This is a genomic window from Kitasatospora kazusensis (genome assembly GCF_039529945.1).
In the GTDB taxonomy this organism is placed as follows: Bacteria; Actinomycetota; Actinomycetes; order Streptomycetales; family Streptomycetaceae; genus Kitasatospora; species Kitasatospora kazusensis.
The window spans coordinates 1-14986 of record NZ_BAAANT010000014.1 but is presented as its reverse complement, the minus strand read 5'-3'; the positions used below and the strand labels follow the sequence as shown (position 1 = coordinate 14986).

At 73.8% G+C, this 14986-nt stretch carries 13 protein-coding genes and 1 pseudogene; 6 read left to right on the top strand and 8 right to left on the bottom strand.

The genetic code is table 11. The annotated features are described in order from the left end of the window. Positions 1-263: 263 nt before the first annotated feature. The 4 genes and pseudogenes from ABD330_RS14480 to ABD330_RS14465 form a co-directional block, all read right to left on the bottom strand. Positions 264-926: a hypothetical protein gene (locus ABD330_RS14480; RefSeq protein ID WP_344464828.1), complete on the bottom strand. Its 663-nt coding sequence runs from the start codon at positions 924-926 to the stop codon at positions 264-266. Then, positions 923-2215: a 2-isopropylmalate synthase gene (locus tag ABD330_RS14475; protein ID WP_344464826.1), complete on the bottom strand. Its 1293-nt coding sequence runs from the start codon at positions 2213-2215 to the stop codon at positions 923-925. The genes ABD330_RS14480 and ABD330_RS14475 overlap by 4 nt, the downstream gene beginning before the upstream one ends. Positions 2216-2506: 291 nt before the next feature. Next, positions 2507-3247: a dienelactone hydrolase family protein gene (locus ABD330_RS14470; RefSeq protein WP_344464824.1), complete on the bottom strand. Its 741-nt coding sequence runs from the start codon at positions 3245-3247 to the stop codon at positions 2507-2509. 276 nt (positions 3248-3523) lie between these two features. Further along, a pseudogene (locus ABD330_RS14465) lies at positions 3524-4132 on the bottom strand (saccharopine dehydrogenase NADP-binding domain-containing protein); the annotation flags it as partial. 136 nt (positions 4133-4268) lie between these two features. On the opposite strand from ABD330_RS14465, the gene ABD330_RS14460 reads away from it, so the two are divergent. Further along, positions 4269-4874: a DUF4190 domain-containing protein gene (locus tag ABD330_RS14460; protein WP_344464822.1), complete on the top strand. Its 606-nt coding sequence runs from the start codon at positions 4269-4271 to the stop codon at positions 4872-4874. A 57-nt stretch (positions 4875-4931) separates the two neighbouring features. Here ABD330_RS14460 and ABD330_RS14455 read toward each other — a convergent pair whose 3' ends face one another. Both ABD330_RS14455 and ABD330_RS14450 read right to left on the bottom strand, forming a co-directional pair. Further along, entirely contained in the window at positions 4932-5231 is a 300-nt protein-coding gene (locus ABD330_RS14455) for a hypothetical protein (RefSeq protein WP_344464820.1), read from the bottom strand. A gap of 90 nt (positions 5232-5321) precedes the next feature. Then, positions 5322-5990: a Type 1 glutamine amidotransferase-like domain-containing protein gene (locus tag ABD330_RS14450; protein WP_344464818.1), complete on the bottom strand. Its 669-nt coding sequence runs from the start codon at positions 5988-5990 to the stop codon at positions 5322-5324. Between the two features lie 562 nt (positions 5991-6552). Here ABD330_RS14450 and ABD330_RS14445 point away from each other — a divergent pair. Both ABD330_RS14445 and ABD330_RS14440 read left to right on the top strand, forming a co-directional pair. After that, positions 6553-6963, top strand: coding sequence for a hypothetical protein (locus tag ABD330_RS14445; RefSeq protein ID WP_344464816.1), 411 nt, complete (start codon positions 6553-6555; stop codon positions 6961-6963). A gap of 509 nt (positions 6964-7472) precedes the next feature. After that, complete coding sequence (locus ABD330_RS14440; protein WP_344464814.1) at positions 7473-8036, top strand: GNAT family N-acetyltransferase; 564 nt, start codon at positions 7473-7475, stop codon at positions 8034-8036. 883 nt (positions 8037-8919) lie between these two features. Here the strand turns inward: ABD330_RS14440 and ABD330_RS14435 are convergent. Next, on the bottom strand, positions 8920-11679 hold the full coding sequence (locus tag ABD330_RS14435; RefSeq protein WP_344464812.1) for a GH92 family glycosyl hydrolase: 2760 nt from the start codon (positions 11677-11679) through the stop codon (positions 8920-8922). A 610-nt stretch (positions 11680-12289) separates the two neighbouring features. Further along, positions 12290-13270: a GlxA family transcriptional regulator gene (locus ABD330_RS14430; RefSeq protein WP_344464810.1), complete on the bottom strand. Its 981-nt coding sequence runs from the start codon at positions 13268-13270 to the stop codon at positions 12290-12292. A 299-nt stretch (positions 13271-13569) separates the two neighbouring features. On the opposite strand from ABD330_RS14430, the gene ABD330_RS14425 reads away from it, so the two are divergent. The 3 genes from ABD330_RS14425 to ABD330_RS14415 all read left to right on the top strand — a co-directional run bounded on the left by ABD330_RS14425 (position 13570) and on the right by ABD330_RS14415 (position 14873). Beyond that, positions 13570-13803 (top strand): hypothetical protein, encoded by a 234-nt coding sequence (locus ABD330_RS14425; RefSeq protein ID WP_344464808.1) that lies wholly within the window; start codon positions 13570-13572, stop codon positions 13801-13803. Between the two features lie 191 nt (positions 13804-13994). After that, the gene (locus ABD330_RS14420) at positions 13995-14333 is read left to right on the top strand and encodes a hypothetical protein (protein ID WP_344464806.1); all 339 of its coding nucleotides are present in this window, start codon (positions 13995-13997) and stop codon (positions 14331-14333) included. 30 nt (positions 14334-14363) lie between these two features. Next, the gene (locus ABD330_RS14415) at positions 14364-14873 is read left to right on the top strand and encodes a hypothetical protein (protein ID WP_344464804.1); all 510 of its coding nucleotides are present in this window, start codon (positions 14364-14366) and stop codon (positions 14871-14873) included. Positions 14874-14986 lie beyond the last annotated feature (113 nt).

Genomic DNA, 14986 nt, shown 5'->3' with positions numbered 1-14986 from the left:
CGTGGTCCGTAGGTTCCAGCCTAGCGTTCGGTTTCGGCCGGTTGCAACGAAGCGGCTCGAGGCTGTTGCGTTGAACCGGTCCCGATGCCATGGCCTTACGGATTCTTCCTCCGCTTTGTCGCAGGCATGTGCAGGGAGTCCGTTGCCTGGACACTGAAGGCAACGTAGCTTTTCCAGCACTGGAAACCCCGCCGCCGTCCGCCGGGGCGCCTGTCGCCGGGCGGGGGAGCGCGGCAGGGGCCCGGTTCGACCGCGCCGGGTGGTCAGCGGAGCCGGGCCAGGTACCGGTCGGCGTTCGGATGCCCTCGGTCCTGGGCGCCCCGGCGGTGCAGGTCGAGCCGGCCGTCGGGGTGCAGGCGCAGGGTGGTGGTCGCCGAGCGGGGCGGTTCGGCCGGGTCGCGGTCGGCGCCGGGCAGGGAGGCGCATCCGAGGACGGGTACGGTCGCGTCGAACATCGCGGTGGCTTCGGCGGCCGTCGCGGCCGGCGCGTGGCCGGTGCGGTTGGCGCTGCTGACGTACAGGACCGGGTGCTCGGCGAGGACGGGCCGCAGCGGCGTCCAACGGGCGCCGAACAGCAGCGTCCAGCCGTCCAGGGCGGCCGGTGCGAGCCAGGGCGGCGGTTGGACGTCGGAGCGCAGCGGCACCAGCAGGGTCACCCGCTCCTCGGTGAGCAGCCGGTGGGCCAGGGCCGCCGGGCCCGGGGCGAGATCGAGCACGCCGTCCAGCGCGGCCAGCACGGCGGGGTCGTGGGCCCAGAGCGCGACGGCCTGCCCGAGCGGTCGGCCCTTGGCGGCGTTCACCGCCCGTGGGTCGGTCGCGGCCACGACGTAGGTCAGCGGCGCCGGGTTGGGCAGGACCACCGCCGCGCCGCCGCGCAGGGCCCGGCGGGCGCCGTCGGCGTCGACGCTTCCCAGGTCGGGGTTCAACTCCCGTTCTCCGTCGGATCGGTGCGCAGTCCTTCGAGGTAGGCGTCGAAGGCGTGGTCGTCGACCACGGCCCGCCCGGTGCGGAAGGCCCGGCGCTTCACCCACGCCGTCGCGGCGTGTGCCTGCGCGTCGTCCAGCGGCCTGCCGAGCCGGGCGGCCACCGCCTTGACCACCCGTGCACTGGCCAGCTGGGTGAGCACCACGCTCGGCGCGATCCCCAACGACTCCTCAGGGTCGAAAGGCTGGAAGAGCCGCGGGTGGACGAACGGGGTGCCGGTGGAGATCGTGCCGACCCCGGTGCCGACGATCGGAGTCGTCACGCCCAGCGGCACGCCCGTCTCGTCGGCCACCATCCGGGCGATGCCCGGCAGCCGGGTCAGGTCCGGGGGAGTCCACCACGGATCGGCGCCGGTGCCCAGCAGCCGGGCAGTGTGCTCGGCCCGGTGCGCGAGCAGGAACAGCAGCTGCTCGGTCGCCACCATGCCACTGCGCTCGGCGATGCCCAGCCAGGAGCTGGAGACGACCCGTACCCCCGCCGCCAGGGCCTCGAGCGTGTTGGCCAGCCCCAGCCCCAGGTCGTTGTGCAGGTGGGAGGCCAGGACCACGTCGTCGCCGGCCGCCGCCCGTACCCGGCTGAACAGGTGCGAGACCTCGGCGGGCAGCTGGTCACCGACGGTGTCGGCGAGCAGTACCGTCCCCGCGCCGGCCGCGGTGAACGCCGCCGCGTACTCGGCGAGCAGGCCGTGGTCGGCCCGGGCCGCGTCCGCCACGCAGACGTCGACCGCCACCCCGGTGTCCAGGTTCCGCGCGTCCTTGACCAGCGCCACGCCCTGCTCCAACGCCTCGCGCGCGGTGCGACGGGTCATCACCCGGGCCATCGCCTCCGAGCCGGGTACGACCACCATCACCCGTGCGTGCGCCGTGCCGCGGACCGAGGCGACGGCCTGGCGCACATCCTCGGATCTTCCCCGGCACACCGCCGCGACGCTCACCGCCCCCTCGGCCTCGACCGCGACCTGCCGCACGGCGTCGAACTCCTCCGCGCACACCGCCGGGAAGCCCGCCGCGAACACCACGTGCCGCGGCCCGTCCGTCCCGAAGATCCGCCCCTGCTCCCGGGCCAGCCGTACCCGGAACCCCGCCGTCATCAGCGTCTTGGCCTGCGCGCCGTCCCGGGCCGACTCCTCCCAGAACACCACGCGCCCCGCCGCCGCGGACTCCCGCACCACATCCCCGCCCACCACACCCGCCCCGATCCCGGGCGGCCTCGCGAGCGGCCCGGCAGTCACGCCCTCCACTGACGGAGAGCAGCCACCGCCCTACTCTAGGTGCAGAAGGCATCGTCGGCCCGAGGACTCCCCGGCACTGCGGTGGACCTTCCCGGTCCAGCCCACGCGATCCGATGGCCACTCAACTTCCCGGCACGGCACGCCACCTGCAGCGGACGGCGTACCCTGACCGCCGCGCGCTGCCGTGTCCTGCCGCCGGGCCGGGGCCGGTCCCGCGGGGTTCCCGCAGGCGTCCGGCCGGCCCGTGTCGCGGCTCCGGCCGCTCCGCGAGGGGATGTGGCAGGTGGTGTCCTACCGGGCCGGCTGCTTCAGGGTGCGGCCGAGGAGGGGGAGCAGGCGGTCCCAGTGGAGCTGCCGTGCGGCGGGGTTGAAGGCGTCGGTGTCGGACATGGTGAAGCCGTGGACGGTGCCGGGGTAGATCTCGGAGGTGTAGTTGACACCAGCGGCGTCCAGGACCTTGTTGAGCTCGCCGAGCGTTTCGGGCGTCAAGTCGGTTGCGGCGTGGCCGAGGTGGACCTCCGCGGTGAGGTGGCGCAGGCTGTCGGGGTCGTCGGTGCCCGCGGGGCCGTGGAATCCGGCGACGGCGGCCACCCGGCCGGGGTGGGCCGCGGCGGTGCGCATCGCCAGCAGGCCGCCGATGCAGTAGCCGGTCACGGCGACCGGTCCGGCGTCGACCTCGGGCTGGGCGGTGAGGAAGTTGAGGTAGGCGTCGGCGTCGCTCAGCACGCGTTCGGTGGTGTGCGCCTTGATCAGGGGCATCAGCTGGGCGATCAGCGCGGACCGGCTCTCCCCCGCGATGTGCCCGGGAAGTTCGATCACCGGTGTCGGGCCGTGCCGGTAGAAGAAGTTGGGGACGAGCACGTAGTACCCGTGCCCGGCCAGTTCGCAGGCCATCTCCCGCAGCGCGGGCCGGATGCCGAAGGCGTCCGCGTACATCAGCACCCCGGGGTGCGGCCCGCCGTCGTCCGGGAGGGCGGCGAAAGCGTCGGCCTGGCCGTCAGGGGTGGGGATCCGCAGGGTCTTCGTGGGCATGGGTTCTCCTGTCGCGGTTGATGTGCCGGGCCCGGGACCAACACGACGGGAGACGGAGCCCGCACAGCAGCACAGGGCCCTCGCTCGGACAGCGGGCCCGCACCCGCCCCTACGGCCCTCAGCGGAGCACCGGGTCGCCGATCCGTGTACGGCGCAGCGCCGTCCCGGTGGTCACGGCGTAGAGCGTAGCCCACCGGCGTTGCGGCCAGCGGTACTTCGGAACGCCCCTGGTCCGGGGCCCGCCCGGCGGGCCGGCGTCCCCGGGGGCGTGTGCGGCGGCCGGGGTCCGACCGGTTCCGGAAAAGCCCACTCCAGGGTCGGCGCGGCATCGGTGCGCCGCTCCCACCGCCCGCCGCCGTAGCGCAGGCGGTGCCCGCCGCGCCGCTCGCGGGAGACAGCTCCCGACAGCCGGGTGCCGGTGGTGGGGTGCCAGCTGCTGAGCGCGTAGGCGATGTGCGCCTCGTCGGCCTCGGCCCAGTCGCCCATCGCCGCGGTGGCCAGCAGGTCACCGAGGCCGCCGAAGAAGGCCATGGCCGGGACGATCACCGCTCCCGACTCCCGGGCCCGCTCGCGGTAGTGCGCGAAGGTGTCGAGGTTGGCCTCGATCTCGGCTGCCACGTCCAGATAGGGGATCTTCGCGCGGAGCGCGGCGTCGATCACGGGGCCGGTGGTCGAAGCGAAGGGCCCCGCACAGTTGATGACCGCCACCGTGCCCGCCAGGGCACGATCCAGCGAGGCCGGATCGTCGACCGACGCCACCCGGGCCCTGAGCCCGTGTTCACCGGCCAGTTCCTCCAGCGCCCGCGCGTCACGCCCGGACGGCACCGGGCTGCGCCGTCCAGCGGCTGCGCCGGCGTCGGCCGTGATCCCGCGTCCCGATCGGATCCGGCGGCAGGGAGCGGCGGCAGGCCTGCCGGCCACCCGCTGCCGGCCACCCGCCACAGGCGCGCCGTGGGCGGTCCGCTAGGGTCTCGCGACGCAGCATCCGGACGGGCATACGAACAGCGAAGCAGGGGCGGGCATGACGCAGCAGGACACCTCGGTCACGGACAGGCCGGGGACGGCCTCCCGCTACGCGGACGGCCCGCCGATGGGGGTGAACCGGTTCGCGGGCTGGGCCCGGATCTGCGGGCTGCTCGCGCTGGCGCCGTTCGCGGTGGTCTTCGGGGTGATCGCCCTGGTGCAGGTGCGGCGCAGCGGGCAGCGGGGCAGGGGCGCGGCGGTCGTCGGGATGGCGGCGGCGGTGGCCTGGGTCTTGCTCGGGCTCGGCGTGTCGGACCTGGCCGGTCCCCAGGTGCAGCGCGACCACTCGGGCGGGGTCTCGCACAGGCAGGCGGACAGCGTGTTCGACCTGGGGGTGGGCGACTGCTTCACCGTGCGCGACCGGGATCCCGAGGGCGGGATCCAGTGGGTGCTGCTGGTGCCGTGTTCCCAGCAGCACGACGGACAGGTCTATGCCACCCCGGCGCTTCCCCGGGACAGCCTCGACCCCGAGGCCGCCGCGAAGGCCGCCTGCCGGAAGGCCCTGCCGTCCGACATGCCCGCCGACGCCTCGCTCAGCTTCCTGTACCCGGAATCGAGCACGCTGGCCCACGGACGCGCCCGCGCCTCCTGCTTCAAACTCTGACGCTTCGGGCACTCGGCGGTGCGCCGTCATCGACCTGTGCAGCCGCTCGCACCGGGGTTAACGAGCCCCCCACGGGCAGTACTGACATCCCGCCTGACGGCAGGGCGTATCGGACGGGTGGGACTTGTAGATGTACATCGGGAAGTCCGGCTCCGCCATGAAGAGGGTGGCGCCGAGGTCGGCCTGAACCGCGTACGACGGGTCGTAGTCCATGAAGGCCCAGATCATGGTGCTGGTCGGGTCTCCGTACATCGGGCCTATCCGGTTGATGAGCCACGGCAGGTGGTTCTTGGACCAGACGCGGTCCCCGACGCCTCCCGCCGTCAGCTCCGGCCCCGACAGTGACGACGCCGTCAAGGGGTTCCCCGTCACCGCCGTCACCGGCCCCGCTGTTGGTGTCGCTGTTGGTGTCCTGGGCTCCCCGGGCCGGGCCGGGCTGGACAGGGCTCAGGCGGGGAACAGCCTCCAGTGCCCCTCGGAGACGACCTCGACGACCCCGCCGCTCACCTTGATAGCGGTGTCGTCGTCGATCGCGTACGCCGGGTTGGAGAGGCCGGCCGCCCACCGCTCCGCATCGGCCATGGTGTTCTCCGGCAGGGCCGGGTGGTCCAGGTGCGGGAAGACCGAGAAGTCGACGATCCCCAGCGTGCTGTCATCCCCGGTGGGCGGCTTCCACTCCACGAAGTCCTCCCCGATGCGGGGGGCCATCACCATGCTCCCGGCACTGAGCCCCACCCAGACCAGCTCCTGCAGCGACGGCAGCAGGTCCGCCAGCCCCGACTGCCGCATCCAGTGGCACAGGTACAGCGCGTCGCCGCCGTTCACCAGCAGCACATCCGCCTCCTGGACCCAGGGGATCCAGCGCCGCGCGCCGATGCTGGGCAGCGCGGTGAGCTCCAGGACACCCATCGACTTCCACCCCAGCTCGCACATCGGGGTGGTGGACTGTCCGGTGATGAAGCGCCAGGCCCCGGCCGGAGTCCCCATGGGGTGCCCGTACCCCGCGGTCGGGATGCAGAGGGCGTTGGACTCGGCGACCGGTTTGCCGAGGAGGTCGACCAGCGCGTCGTGGATGCTCGTGTTCTTGACGCCTGCGGACGTGAGAAGAAGCTTCATGGTGCCTCCAAGCTTGACTGCTCCCTGCCCGAGGGCGGGGACCGCGCCTCGTCCGGGAGTCCGACCCGGTTCGCGTCGCGTACGGTTGCCTGAAGACTCGCACGCACGACTGACAGGCCGGGCCGCCCCCGGCGTCGGCCGCGCGGGATTCGGCGGGTCCTCGATTTCGCCGCGGCCGACGCCTTGCGCTGTGTGCCGCCGACGGAGCAGGCGCGCGTTCGGAGGGTCCTGTGCACCTCTTCCGATGTGGCGATCCGGATGAAGCCGTCGATGTCGACGTCGAGAGGCAGAGCGCCGGGGCCTCCACCGCTCCAGATCAGGCCGTGGCCACCGCGGTAGGCGTTCTCGTGGTGCCTGAACGTCCGGACTGCCGCTTCGTCCAGGGCGCCCCGCCGGCCCTGCCTGTCGCCTGGGCGTTGCCCGGTGGCCTCTCCGTGTACACGCGCGTTTGTTAGCGTCGCGGCTCGCGCGGACGTGTGGGGGCCGCGCACGGGAGACGGAGCGAGATCCATTGAGCGTGCCCAATGAAGTCTCACAGTTTCGCCTGGGCCATCGAACGAGCATGACCCGCACCGAGGGGGTGCGTAGCACGACCTATCGGTCGCAGTGGCACCTGTTCCCGCTCGGCGCGGGCCGGCGCCCGGAGTCGGGGTCGGTGGTCCTCGACGCGTTCTGCGGGGACTGCCGCGTCCCCGTCAGGGTGGTGCTGGAATCAGAGCCGACCGCCGCGCAGAAGCAGCGGACCCGTGGCACGCTCGGCCGGCTCTTGCTCGCGGCGGGGATCGTCCTCGTCGTCATCGCCTGCCTCATCGGCGGCGGCGGCGCGGTTGCCGGCCTGGCGGGTGTGACCGGCTTGCTGGCCGTGGCCACCAGCTTCGGCGTACGCAACGCGGGAAGGACGTACCCGGGCGTCCGCCTGGACCGTGACCAGCCGGCCACCACGAACACCCAGCACCGGATCTTCGTCCGCTGACACTGCCGGACGGTGACAGTGGCACCAGTGAGCCCGGCTGCGGATCGTGGCCGGGTACGACGCTGCGTCCGGGAGCGGGAAGGGCGCGGTCGCGTGCCGGGGTGCCTGTACCCGGCGTACGAGCCCTGCCTGTCCTGCCTGTCCTGCCCGTCCGTCCTGCATGGTCCGTCCGTCCCGCCCGGCGCCGTGCGGGCAGGACGGACGGCGCCGTGCGGCTCGGCCCGGTCGGGCCGCTCTGGTAGGTGTAGAGCTGAGCGGTGCAGGTGACCGCGACCCCGGCCGGCGGTGCCGAACCGTCAAGGCCTTCTGGTTCCGGACACCGCGGGCTCCGTCCCGGCGGCCGGGGGCCGGCTGTGCGCGTGCGGGAGGCGATCTCCCGGGGCCCGGGCAGTGGCGGCCAGGAGCGCCGGGGCCCTGGGCAGTTGTACTCGTGAACACTTCCGGCAAGGTGCCGTGCCGCCGGGGAAAATCCGTTGGGCTGTCCGGGCCGCCTCGGGCATGATCGATCCGTGGACACTTATCTGGAGACCGGGCGTCTGGCCTTGCGCCGCTTCACCGCCGGTGACGCGGACCTGCTGATCGAGCTGGACAGTGACCCGGCGGTGATGCGCTACCTGAGCGGCGGCAGTGCGACCGCGCCGGAGGTCGTCCGCGAGCGGCATCTGCCGAACATCCTCGCCGGCTACGAGAAGTGGGGCGGCGAGCTCGGACTGTTCGCCGCGCACGAGAAGGACGGCGGGGCGTTCATCGGCTGGTTCATCCTGCGTCCCGGGCCGCAGGGCCCGCTGGACGAGGTCGAACTCGGCTACCGGCTGCGGCAGGCGGCGTGGGGCAGGGGCTATGCCACCGAGGGGTCGCGGGCCCTGCTCGGCAAGGCGTTCACGCAGCTCGGCGTGCGGACGGTCTGGGCCGAGACGATGTCGGTGAACCTCGGTTCGCGCAACGTCATGGACAAGCTCGGCATGACGCTCGCGGAGACCGTCCCCGTCCCCTCCGACATGCAGATGATCGAGGGCTCCGAGCACGGAGGCGTGCGGTACGAGATCACCAAGGAGCGGTGGGAGCGGCTGTAGCCGCGGCGCGGACGGCCGTTCCGCGTCCGTGCCCGCCGGAACCGGCAGGCGGACGCCGCAGCCGTACCGGACCCGGCGCCCGCCACGGGCTGGTGGCCACCAGCGGCGACGCCTCCTCCCCGGCGGTTCGGCCCCGGCCGGCGGCGGTTCCGCTCTGCAGCCGGGACACCCCGGGCCGCTCCCGTCACAACTCCTCTTCCGGGGCGGGTGCTTGGAGCGGTGCGGGCGTTCCGGGGGCCGACCGGGGGAGTGTGCCGACAGCACTGTCCAGAGCGGGGGCCGTCCCTTGATCTTCGGGAATCCCGGCCTTCGGGCCGGGCGGGAAGGCGATCCTTGACGATGCTCGGCGGTGCGCCGCCGCAGGACCCGCGAAGTGGGAGGGTGCCCGGAACGCGGACCCCGTGCCGATCCGGTTGGTCCGGCCGGTGTACTCGGCGCGCGGACAGCGGGAGCTGACGCCCTTGAGGGAGTCGACGGGCTCGGGCAGGGCGGCCTTCGCCGGGTAGTGCACCGGCCGGTGGGCGTGACCGCCTTCGCCGTCGGACCCGCGCGGCTTTGCGCCGGAGCTCTCGCACACGTCGGCGGGACCGTCGTGGAGTCCGGTGCCGGCCGGCGTGCGCCGTACCGGGCGGTGGGCGTCCACCGCCCGGTCCGACAGCTGATGATCCACAACGGGCCCGGCGTACGGACGTCCGACACCCTCGGCCTGCTCCTGACCGTCCCGCCCGGTGCGCGGCCACCGGGAGGTTCCCCGGCCACCACTACGCCGAGTACGTGATGCGGCGGGCCGGCCGCAACGCCGAAGCAGTCCTGCGCAGGTTCCCCGTGGCCGGCCCGGCGCAGTGCCCGGCCGGCCCGGCGGCCGGTTGATCCGCGGCGTGCCTCAGCGCGGTGTCCGCCAGCGCTGCCAGGCCTCCCCGTTGCAGTCCCAGAGCTGGAGTCCGGTGCCGTCGGCGGTGCGCCCGCCCGGCAGGTCCAGGCAGCGGCCGGCCGACGGGTTGTACAGCGAACCGTCCGGGCGTGGCCACCACTGCTGGGCGCCGGTGCCGTCGCAGTCCCTGAGGCTGACGGGGGTGCCGTCGGCGGTGCCGCTGCGGTAGCCGTCCAGGCAGCGGCCGAGGGCGCGCAGGGTGCCGTCGCCGGCCGGTGTCCAGCGCTGGGCGTCGGTGCCGTCGCAGTCCCGGAGCCGGGCGGGCACGGCGGCGGCGGTGCCGCGCCGGACGTCCAGGCACTTGCCGCCCGCGCCGGTGACCTCGCCGGTCACCGGGTGGGCCGGGCCGACGTCGAAGGAGGGCGGCGCGTCGCGCGGGTCGCGGCCCCAGGCCGGGTCGGGGTCGGCGGCCAGCCGGTACTCCATCGTGCCGCCCCGGGCGGCCAGCTCGGCGCCGACCCAGGGACGGCCGGAGGGGGCCCCGTCGACCCGCAGCGCGTGCACGTACCGGACCTGTTCGGAGGCGCCGGGCGCGCTGATGTCGATCGCGGCACCGGTGCCGCGGGTGATGGTGATCCGGGGGAAGAGCGGGCTGGCCAGCACCAGTTCGGCGCGGCCGGGAACCTGCGGGTAGAGACCGATCGAGCCCCAGACGGCCCAGGAGGACATCTCGCCCAGGTCGTCGTTGCCGGCTTCGCCGTCGGGCGTGTCGCCGAACAGCGTGGTCACCGCGCGTCGTACCACGTCGGCGGTACGGTCCGGACGGCCCGCGTAGTCGTAGGTCCAGGGGGTGTTGAGCGAGGGTTCGTTGCCCAGATAGGCGTGCGCCGAGTCCGGGCCGGCGTTCAGCTGCTCGAAGAAGCCGTCCAGCCGCGTCACCACTGCCCGGTCGCCGCCCATCGCGTCGAACAGGCCGCGGTGGTTGAACGGGACCATCCAGGTGTACTGGGAGCCGTCGCCCTCGGTGTAGCCGTCCCGCTGGGTGGGCCGGAAGTCGGGCCAGCCGTGCTCGGCGTCGCGGGGCTGGAGGTAGCCGCCGGCGGGGTTGAACAGGTTGCGCCAGCCGGCCGAGCGGCGCAGCAGCGCGTCGTGGTCGGCGGTGTCGCCCAGGCGCCCGGCGAGCTGCGCGAGGGCGAAGTCGGCGCTGGTGTACTCCAGCGTGCTCGCGACTGTTCCCCATTCGCCCGGGGTGTTCACCGGCAGGTAGCCGAGGCTGTCGTAGGCCGCGTGTCCGGGGCGTTCGCGGCTGTCGCCGCGGCCGGCCAGGGCGAGTTTGAGCAGGCCGGCGGCGTCGAAGTCGGTGGCGCCGAAGGCGTGGACGGCGGCCGCGATCATCGGCAGCGGGTCGCCGGTCATCACTGCGGTGCCGCCGTCGGCCAGTGTCCAGCGGTCGAAGTAGCCGGCCTGGGCGCCCTGGTTGAGGATGCTCTGGGCGATGTCGGAGGCTTTCCCGGGGGCCAGCAGGGCGATCAGCTGGACCTGGCTGCGGTAGACGTCCCAGCCGGAGAAGTCGGCATACTGGGCTCTTCCGGGGGCGGTGCTGTGGACCGTGCCGTCGAAGCCCGGGTAGCGGCCGTCCACATCGCTGAGCACGCTCGGGTGCAGGAAGGCGTGGTAGAGCGCGGTGTAGAAGGTGCGCAGCTGTTTGGTCGTCCCGCCGGCCACCGCGATCCGGCCCAGCATGTCGTTCCAGGCGGCCCGGGTGGTGTCACGGACCCGGTCGAGGCCGGGGCCGGCCGCCTGCTCGGCGTCGAGGTTGGCCCGGGCGCCCTCGGCGCTGGTGAAGGAGATGCCGACCCGGGCGGTGACCGGGGCGCCGGAGCCGGTGTCGAAGGAGACCAGCGCCTGCGCGCCCGAGCCGGTGTCCGGGGCGTCGGGGTGCGGCGCCTGCCGGGGGGTTCGGTGTCCGTCCGGCAGGGCCTGGGCCGCGGCGGTGCGCGGCGGCTGCGGGGCGATGCCCTCGCTCCCGCCGGTGGCGGACCGTCGGCCGGTGTCCAGCCGGCCGTCGTGCACGATGCCGGCCCGGATGAACGGGTGGTCGAAGCGGGCGGTGAAGTAGATCCGGTAGCGGTTGCCCGTCCCGCAGAAGCCGCCGCTGTCGGTGTAGCCGGAGATGCTGTCGGTGCCGATGGTCAGGGTGCCGTCGGCGTGGTTGAAGGCGCGGCCGGCGTCCACCGTGAGCGAGGCGGTCTGCCCGGCCGGGTAGGTGAACCGGGCGATGCCCGAGTGCTGGGTGGCGGTCAGCTCGGTGCGCAGCCCGTTGTCGAAGGTCACGGTGTAGCTGCCCGGCGCCGCGGACTCGTGGTCGTGCGAGAAGGTCTCGTGGCCGACCGGGGTGTCGCCCAGGATCGGCAGGAACGGGATGTTGCCGTAGTCGCCGCAGCCCGCGCCGGAGATGTGGGTGAGGCTGAAGCCGCGGATCCGCTGGTCGTCGTAGAGGTAGCCGCCGTGCTGGTAGGTGACCGTGTCCGGGCTCCACTGGACCATGCCCAGCGGGGCGCCGGCCCCGGGGAAGGTGTTGCCCGCGCCGCCGCCGTTGCCGTAGTCGACGGCGCCCTGCCTGGTGCCGACGAACGGGTTGACGTACCGGGCGGGGTCGCTGATGGCGGTCCGTTGCCTTGCTGCCGCCACGAGGGCGGGGGCGGGGGTGCCGCCCACGCCGGCCAGCAGCACAGCGGTCAATGCCGCTGTGGTCATGCGACGAGCAGTCATCTCGCCATGGTGCAGTTCGTATCCGGCCGACAGCGCGCGCGACCGGCCCGGTGTCGCCCGGACGGCTGAGCGCCCCGGCCCGGCGACAGCCGGCTCCGGTACTGGCACACAAGCTCCTCCGCCTGCGCGAAGGCCGCCGAGAGCAGCTGACCGGCCGGGCCCGCCGCCCGGACCCTGCACTGCCTGGAGTCCGGCCGCCGCGCCGACCCCCGCCGGCCGCGCCGGATCCGCCGCGCGCTGGAGCGGCTCGCCGCCGACCCGCGCCACCCCGGACTGCGCACCCACCGCTACCACGCTCTCCCCGGCCACCTGGACCGGCGGGTGGGGGACTCCTACGTCGACCAGGGCCGCAGCGCCTGGCGGATCCTCTGGACGTACGGGCCGGTGACGAGCACGGCGAGCAGCCGGGAGCGGTCACCGTGCTGGTGATCGGCCCGCACTTCTAGGCGGCGCGTCAGGAGGGCGCGAGGGCGCCGCAATGCGCCCGGGCGGAGTGCGGGACGCCATGCGGCTGGGTAGGCCGGCGGCGTGACCGATACCGAAGAACGGCTGATGGGGGAAGCTGCGGGGCTGTCGGTGTGCCTTGGGGAGTCGAGGACGGCTCCGGGTTTCATGCCTTGGCACGGTACTGGAGCGGGCTGAGTCCCAGGGTGCGGTGGAAGGCGCGGCGCATGGCTTCCTGGGTGGGGTAGCCGGCGCGGCGGGCGATGTGCTCGATGCTGTCGGTGCTGTCCTCCAGGAGCCGACGGGCGGTCTCCAGGCGGGTGCGGTCGACGTAGCGGCCGGGCGGGATACCGGTTTCGGCGGTGAAGGCCCGGGTGAAGTGCCTTGGGGACAGGTTGGCGCGGCGGGCCAGTGCCTCGATGCCGAGGTCGGAGTCGGGGTGGTCGGCGATCCACTGCTGGACCTCGCGCAGGCCTGGCCGTTCGGCGCTCTGGGCCCTCAGCTGGGTGGAGAACTGCTGTTGGTTGCCGTGGCGGCGCAGGAAGACGACGAGGTGGCGGGCGATGGTCAGCGACGCATCGCGGCCGAGGTCCTCCTCGACGAGGGCCAGAGCCAGGTCGATGCCGCTGGTGATGCCGGCGGAGGTCCAGACGCGTCCGTCGCGTACGAAGATCGGCTCGTCCTCGACCCGCACGCCGGGGTGGCGGGCGGCGAGTTCGGCGGTGCGGCTCCAGTGGGTGGTGGCGCGGCGCCCGTTCAGCAGGCCCGCCTCGGCCAGCAGGAACGCCCCTGTGCACACCGAGGCGATCCGTCGGCAGCGCCGGGCGTTGCCGCGCAGCCAGGCGACCGCGTCCGCGTCCGGGACCACGCTGCCGTCCGGTGCGGTGGACCCGCCCGGGACGACGACGGTGTGGGGCAGGGGCGCCGCTTGCAGGTCGAGGTCGGGGGAGAGGGTGAGTCCGCTGGTCGTGCGTACCGCCCGCCCGTGCGCGCTGGCCGTGCGGATCCGGTACGCCGCTCCGTCCGGCGTCGCGGGCGGGTGGCCGGCGGCGTAGGCGTTCGCGGCGGCGAACACCTCCAGCGGGCCGGCCGCGTCCAGTGCGACGACACCGTCGTACAGGATGAACAGGACGTTGCGGACGCTCACACCGTCCAGCCTGCGCCTCGCGGCCCAGGGCCGCAACGCGACGAATCCCGCCTTTTACGCCAGGTTCCGTCGGTACCGCCGCCCACCCCCGTGCGCAGCGGACCGACACGCGTCGGCCGACTGCCCCCTGCGCGTGTGGCGGGCGCTCGGGGGAGTGGGCGAGGGCGAGGCGTGGGCCGACCGAGTGGATGCCGCGCGGGGTGCGGGTGGCGTAAAAGGAGGGAACTGCGTCGTTGCCGCAGCACCCGCCCCGGAGAAGGCTGGGCAGCAGTAGCCGATCGAGCAGATTGGAGAAGGCCATGAGCTGGTGGGCCGTCACTCTCCCCACCGTTCAGGCGACCGGAGCCGGCCCGGTGACCGGCACCCAGACCTGGTTCCTGACGAGCGATTCGCCCGAGCGAGCCGCCGAACTCGCCCTGAGCCGTTCGCAGTCGCCCGACTGCGTGCGCCACCGGCGCGGTGCGGCGCTCGTACCGGACCGGATGACCTGCGCACCGTTGAGTTACGGCGGTCCCCGCGGATTCCGGCTCTGACCGTGCTTCCCCAGCCGGTCCACATCGGACAGACGTCGCACCGGCCGGAGGGCACTCGAAGTACCGCCCCGGCCACGCGGACCCAACCGCCTGTCTGTCCGGGCCGGGCGTGCGTTGCACCCGTGCCGACGCCCCGCGGCCCTCTGGCCGCAGGTCACGATCCCAAGGAAGTGATCCGTTTGTTCTCCCCCATGCGCAGGACCGTTCTTCCGGGCCTGGCCCTCATACTCGGCGCGTCCGGCGCGCTCGCGGCCCCCTCGCAGGCTCAGGCGAGCGTGCCTGCCTCCTGCAGCGTCAGCGCGCAGCTCAACCTCGGCCGGGGCGAGGCCACCTCGTACTGCGTCAGCCCGGGACCGCTGAACGTGAACGAGCACCGCGCCGTCATCAAGTGCACCGTGGAACGCGGGCGCGGCAACCCCCACGACATCACCTTCTCGGTGTGGGGGCCGTGGGCGGGCGTCGGCAAGAAGTCGGTCGCCCGGTGCCCGTTCAGCTCCAGCACGGCCGGCTTCTCGTACGAGAAGCGCTAGACCGTGGACCACGACACCCCAGGAGACGACATGCTCAGCGCAACCGTGGACGACCCCGTATTCGGCACCGTGGAACTGACGGTCGACCACGACACCGCGGCAGCGACGGTCCGCGGGCAGTCGCTGCCCCCGGTGAGCATCCGGCGCAGGCCCGGCACCACCTCCGACCACCGCACGCCGATCGGCAGTCGCGCCCCCGCCGACCTCGAACTGCTCGTCGACGGCGAGCCCGTCCCCGTCCGGCCGGGCCTCGGATTCGTCAGCAGGCGCTCGCGTCGGGTCGACGTCCGTTACGGCGGCCACGACTACCGCCTGTGCCCCACCACGAGCACCCGCAGCGTCCTGCTGCGTGACGGGGTGCCGATCGGTGACCTCCAAGCACTGGCCGGCGCCGGCACGAGAGCGCACTGGTCGGCCGGGTCAGGAGTCACCGGGGTCGAGGCGGCCCTGGCCTACGCCCTGGCGGCGGCGTTCGGGATCGGGTCGCCCGGCCTCGTGAAGTCCGCCATCGGCGCCGGCGCCGTCTCGCCCCCCTTCTGAGGCTGACCCCGGCGGGCTTCGCCACGACCGGCCAGGCCGTTCGTGCAACAGAGCCAGGGGATCCAGCCTGAGCTGCGGGCGGCCCGGCAGGCCCGCATGCCTGCCGGGCCGCC

Excerpts from the sequence above, each read along its gene's own strand:
- ABD330_RS14470 (WP_344464824.1), bottom strand. The coding sequence starts at position 3,247 with ATGCCCACGAAGACCCTGCGGATCCCCACCCCTGACGGCCAGGCCGAC.
- ABD330_RS14460 (WP_344464822.1), top strand. The coding sequence starts at position 4,269 with ATGACGCAGCAGGACACCTCGGTCACGGACAGGCCGGGGACGGCCTCC.
- ABD330_RS14450 (WP_344464818.1), bottom strand. The coding sequence starts at position 5,990 with ATGAAGCTTCTTCTCACGTCCGCAGGCGTCAAGAACACGAGCATCCAC.
- ABD330_RS14445 (WP_344464816.1), top strand. The coding sequence starts at position 6,553 with ATGACCCGCACCGAGGGGGTGCGTAGCACGACCTATCGGTCGCAGTGG.
- ABD330_RS14435 (WP_344464812.1), bottom strand. The coding sequence starts at position 11,679 with ATGACTGCTCGTCGCATGACCACAGCGGCATTGACCGCTGTGCTGCTG.
- ABD330_RS14425 (WP_344464808.1), top strand. The coding sequence starts at position 13,570 with ATGAGCTGGTGGGCCGTCACTCTCCCCACCGTTCAGGCGACCGGAGCC.
- ABD330_RS14420 (WP_344464806.1), top strand. The coding sequence starts at position 13,995 with ATGCGCAGGACCGTTCTTCCGGGCCTGGCCCTCATACTCGGCGCGTCC.
- ABD330_RS14415 (WP_344464804.1), top strand. The coding sequence starts at position 14,364 with ATGCTCAGCGCAACCGTGGACGACCCCGTATTCGGCACCGTGGAACTG.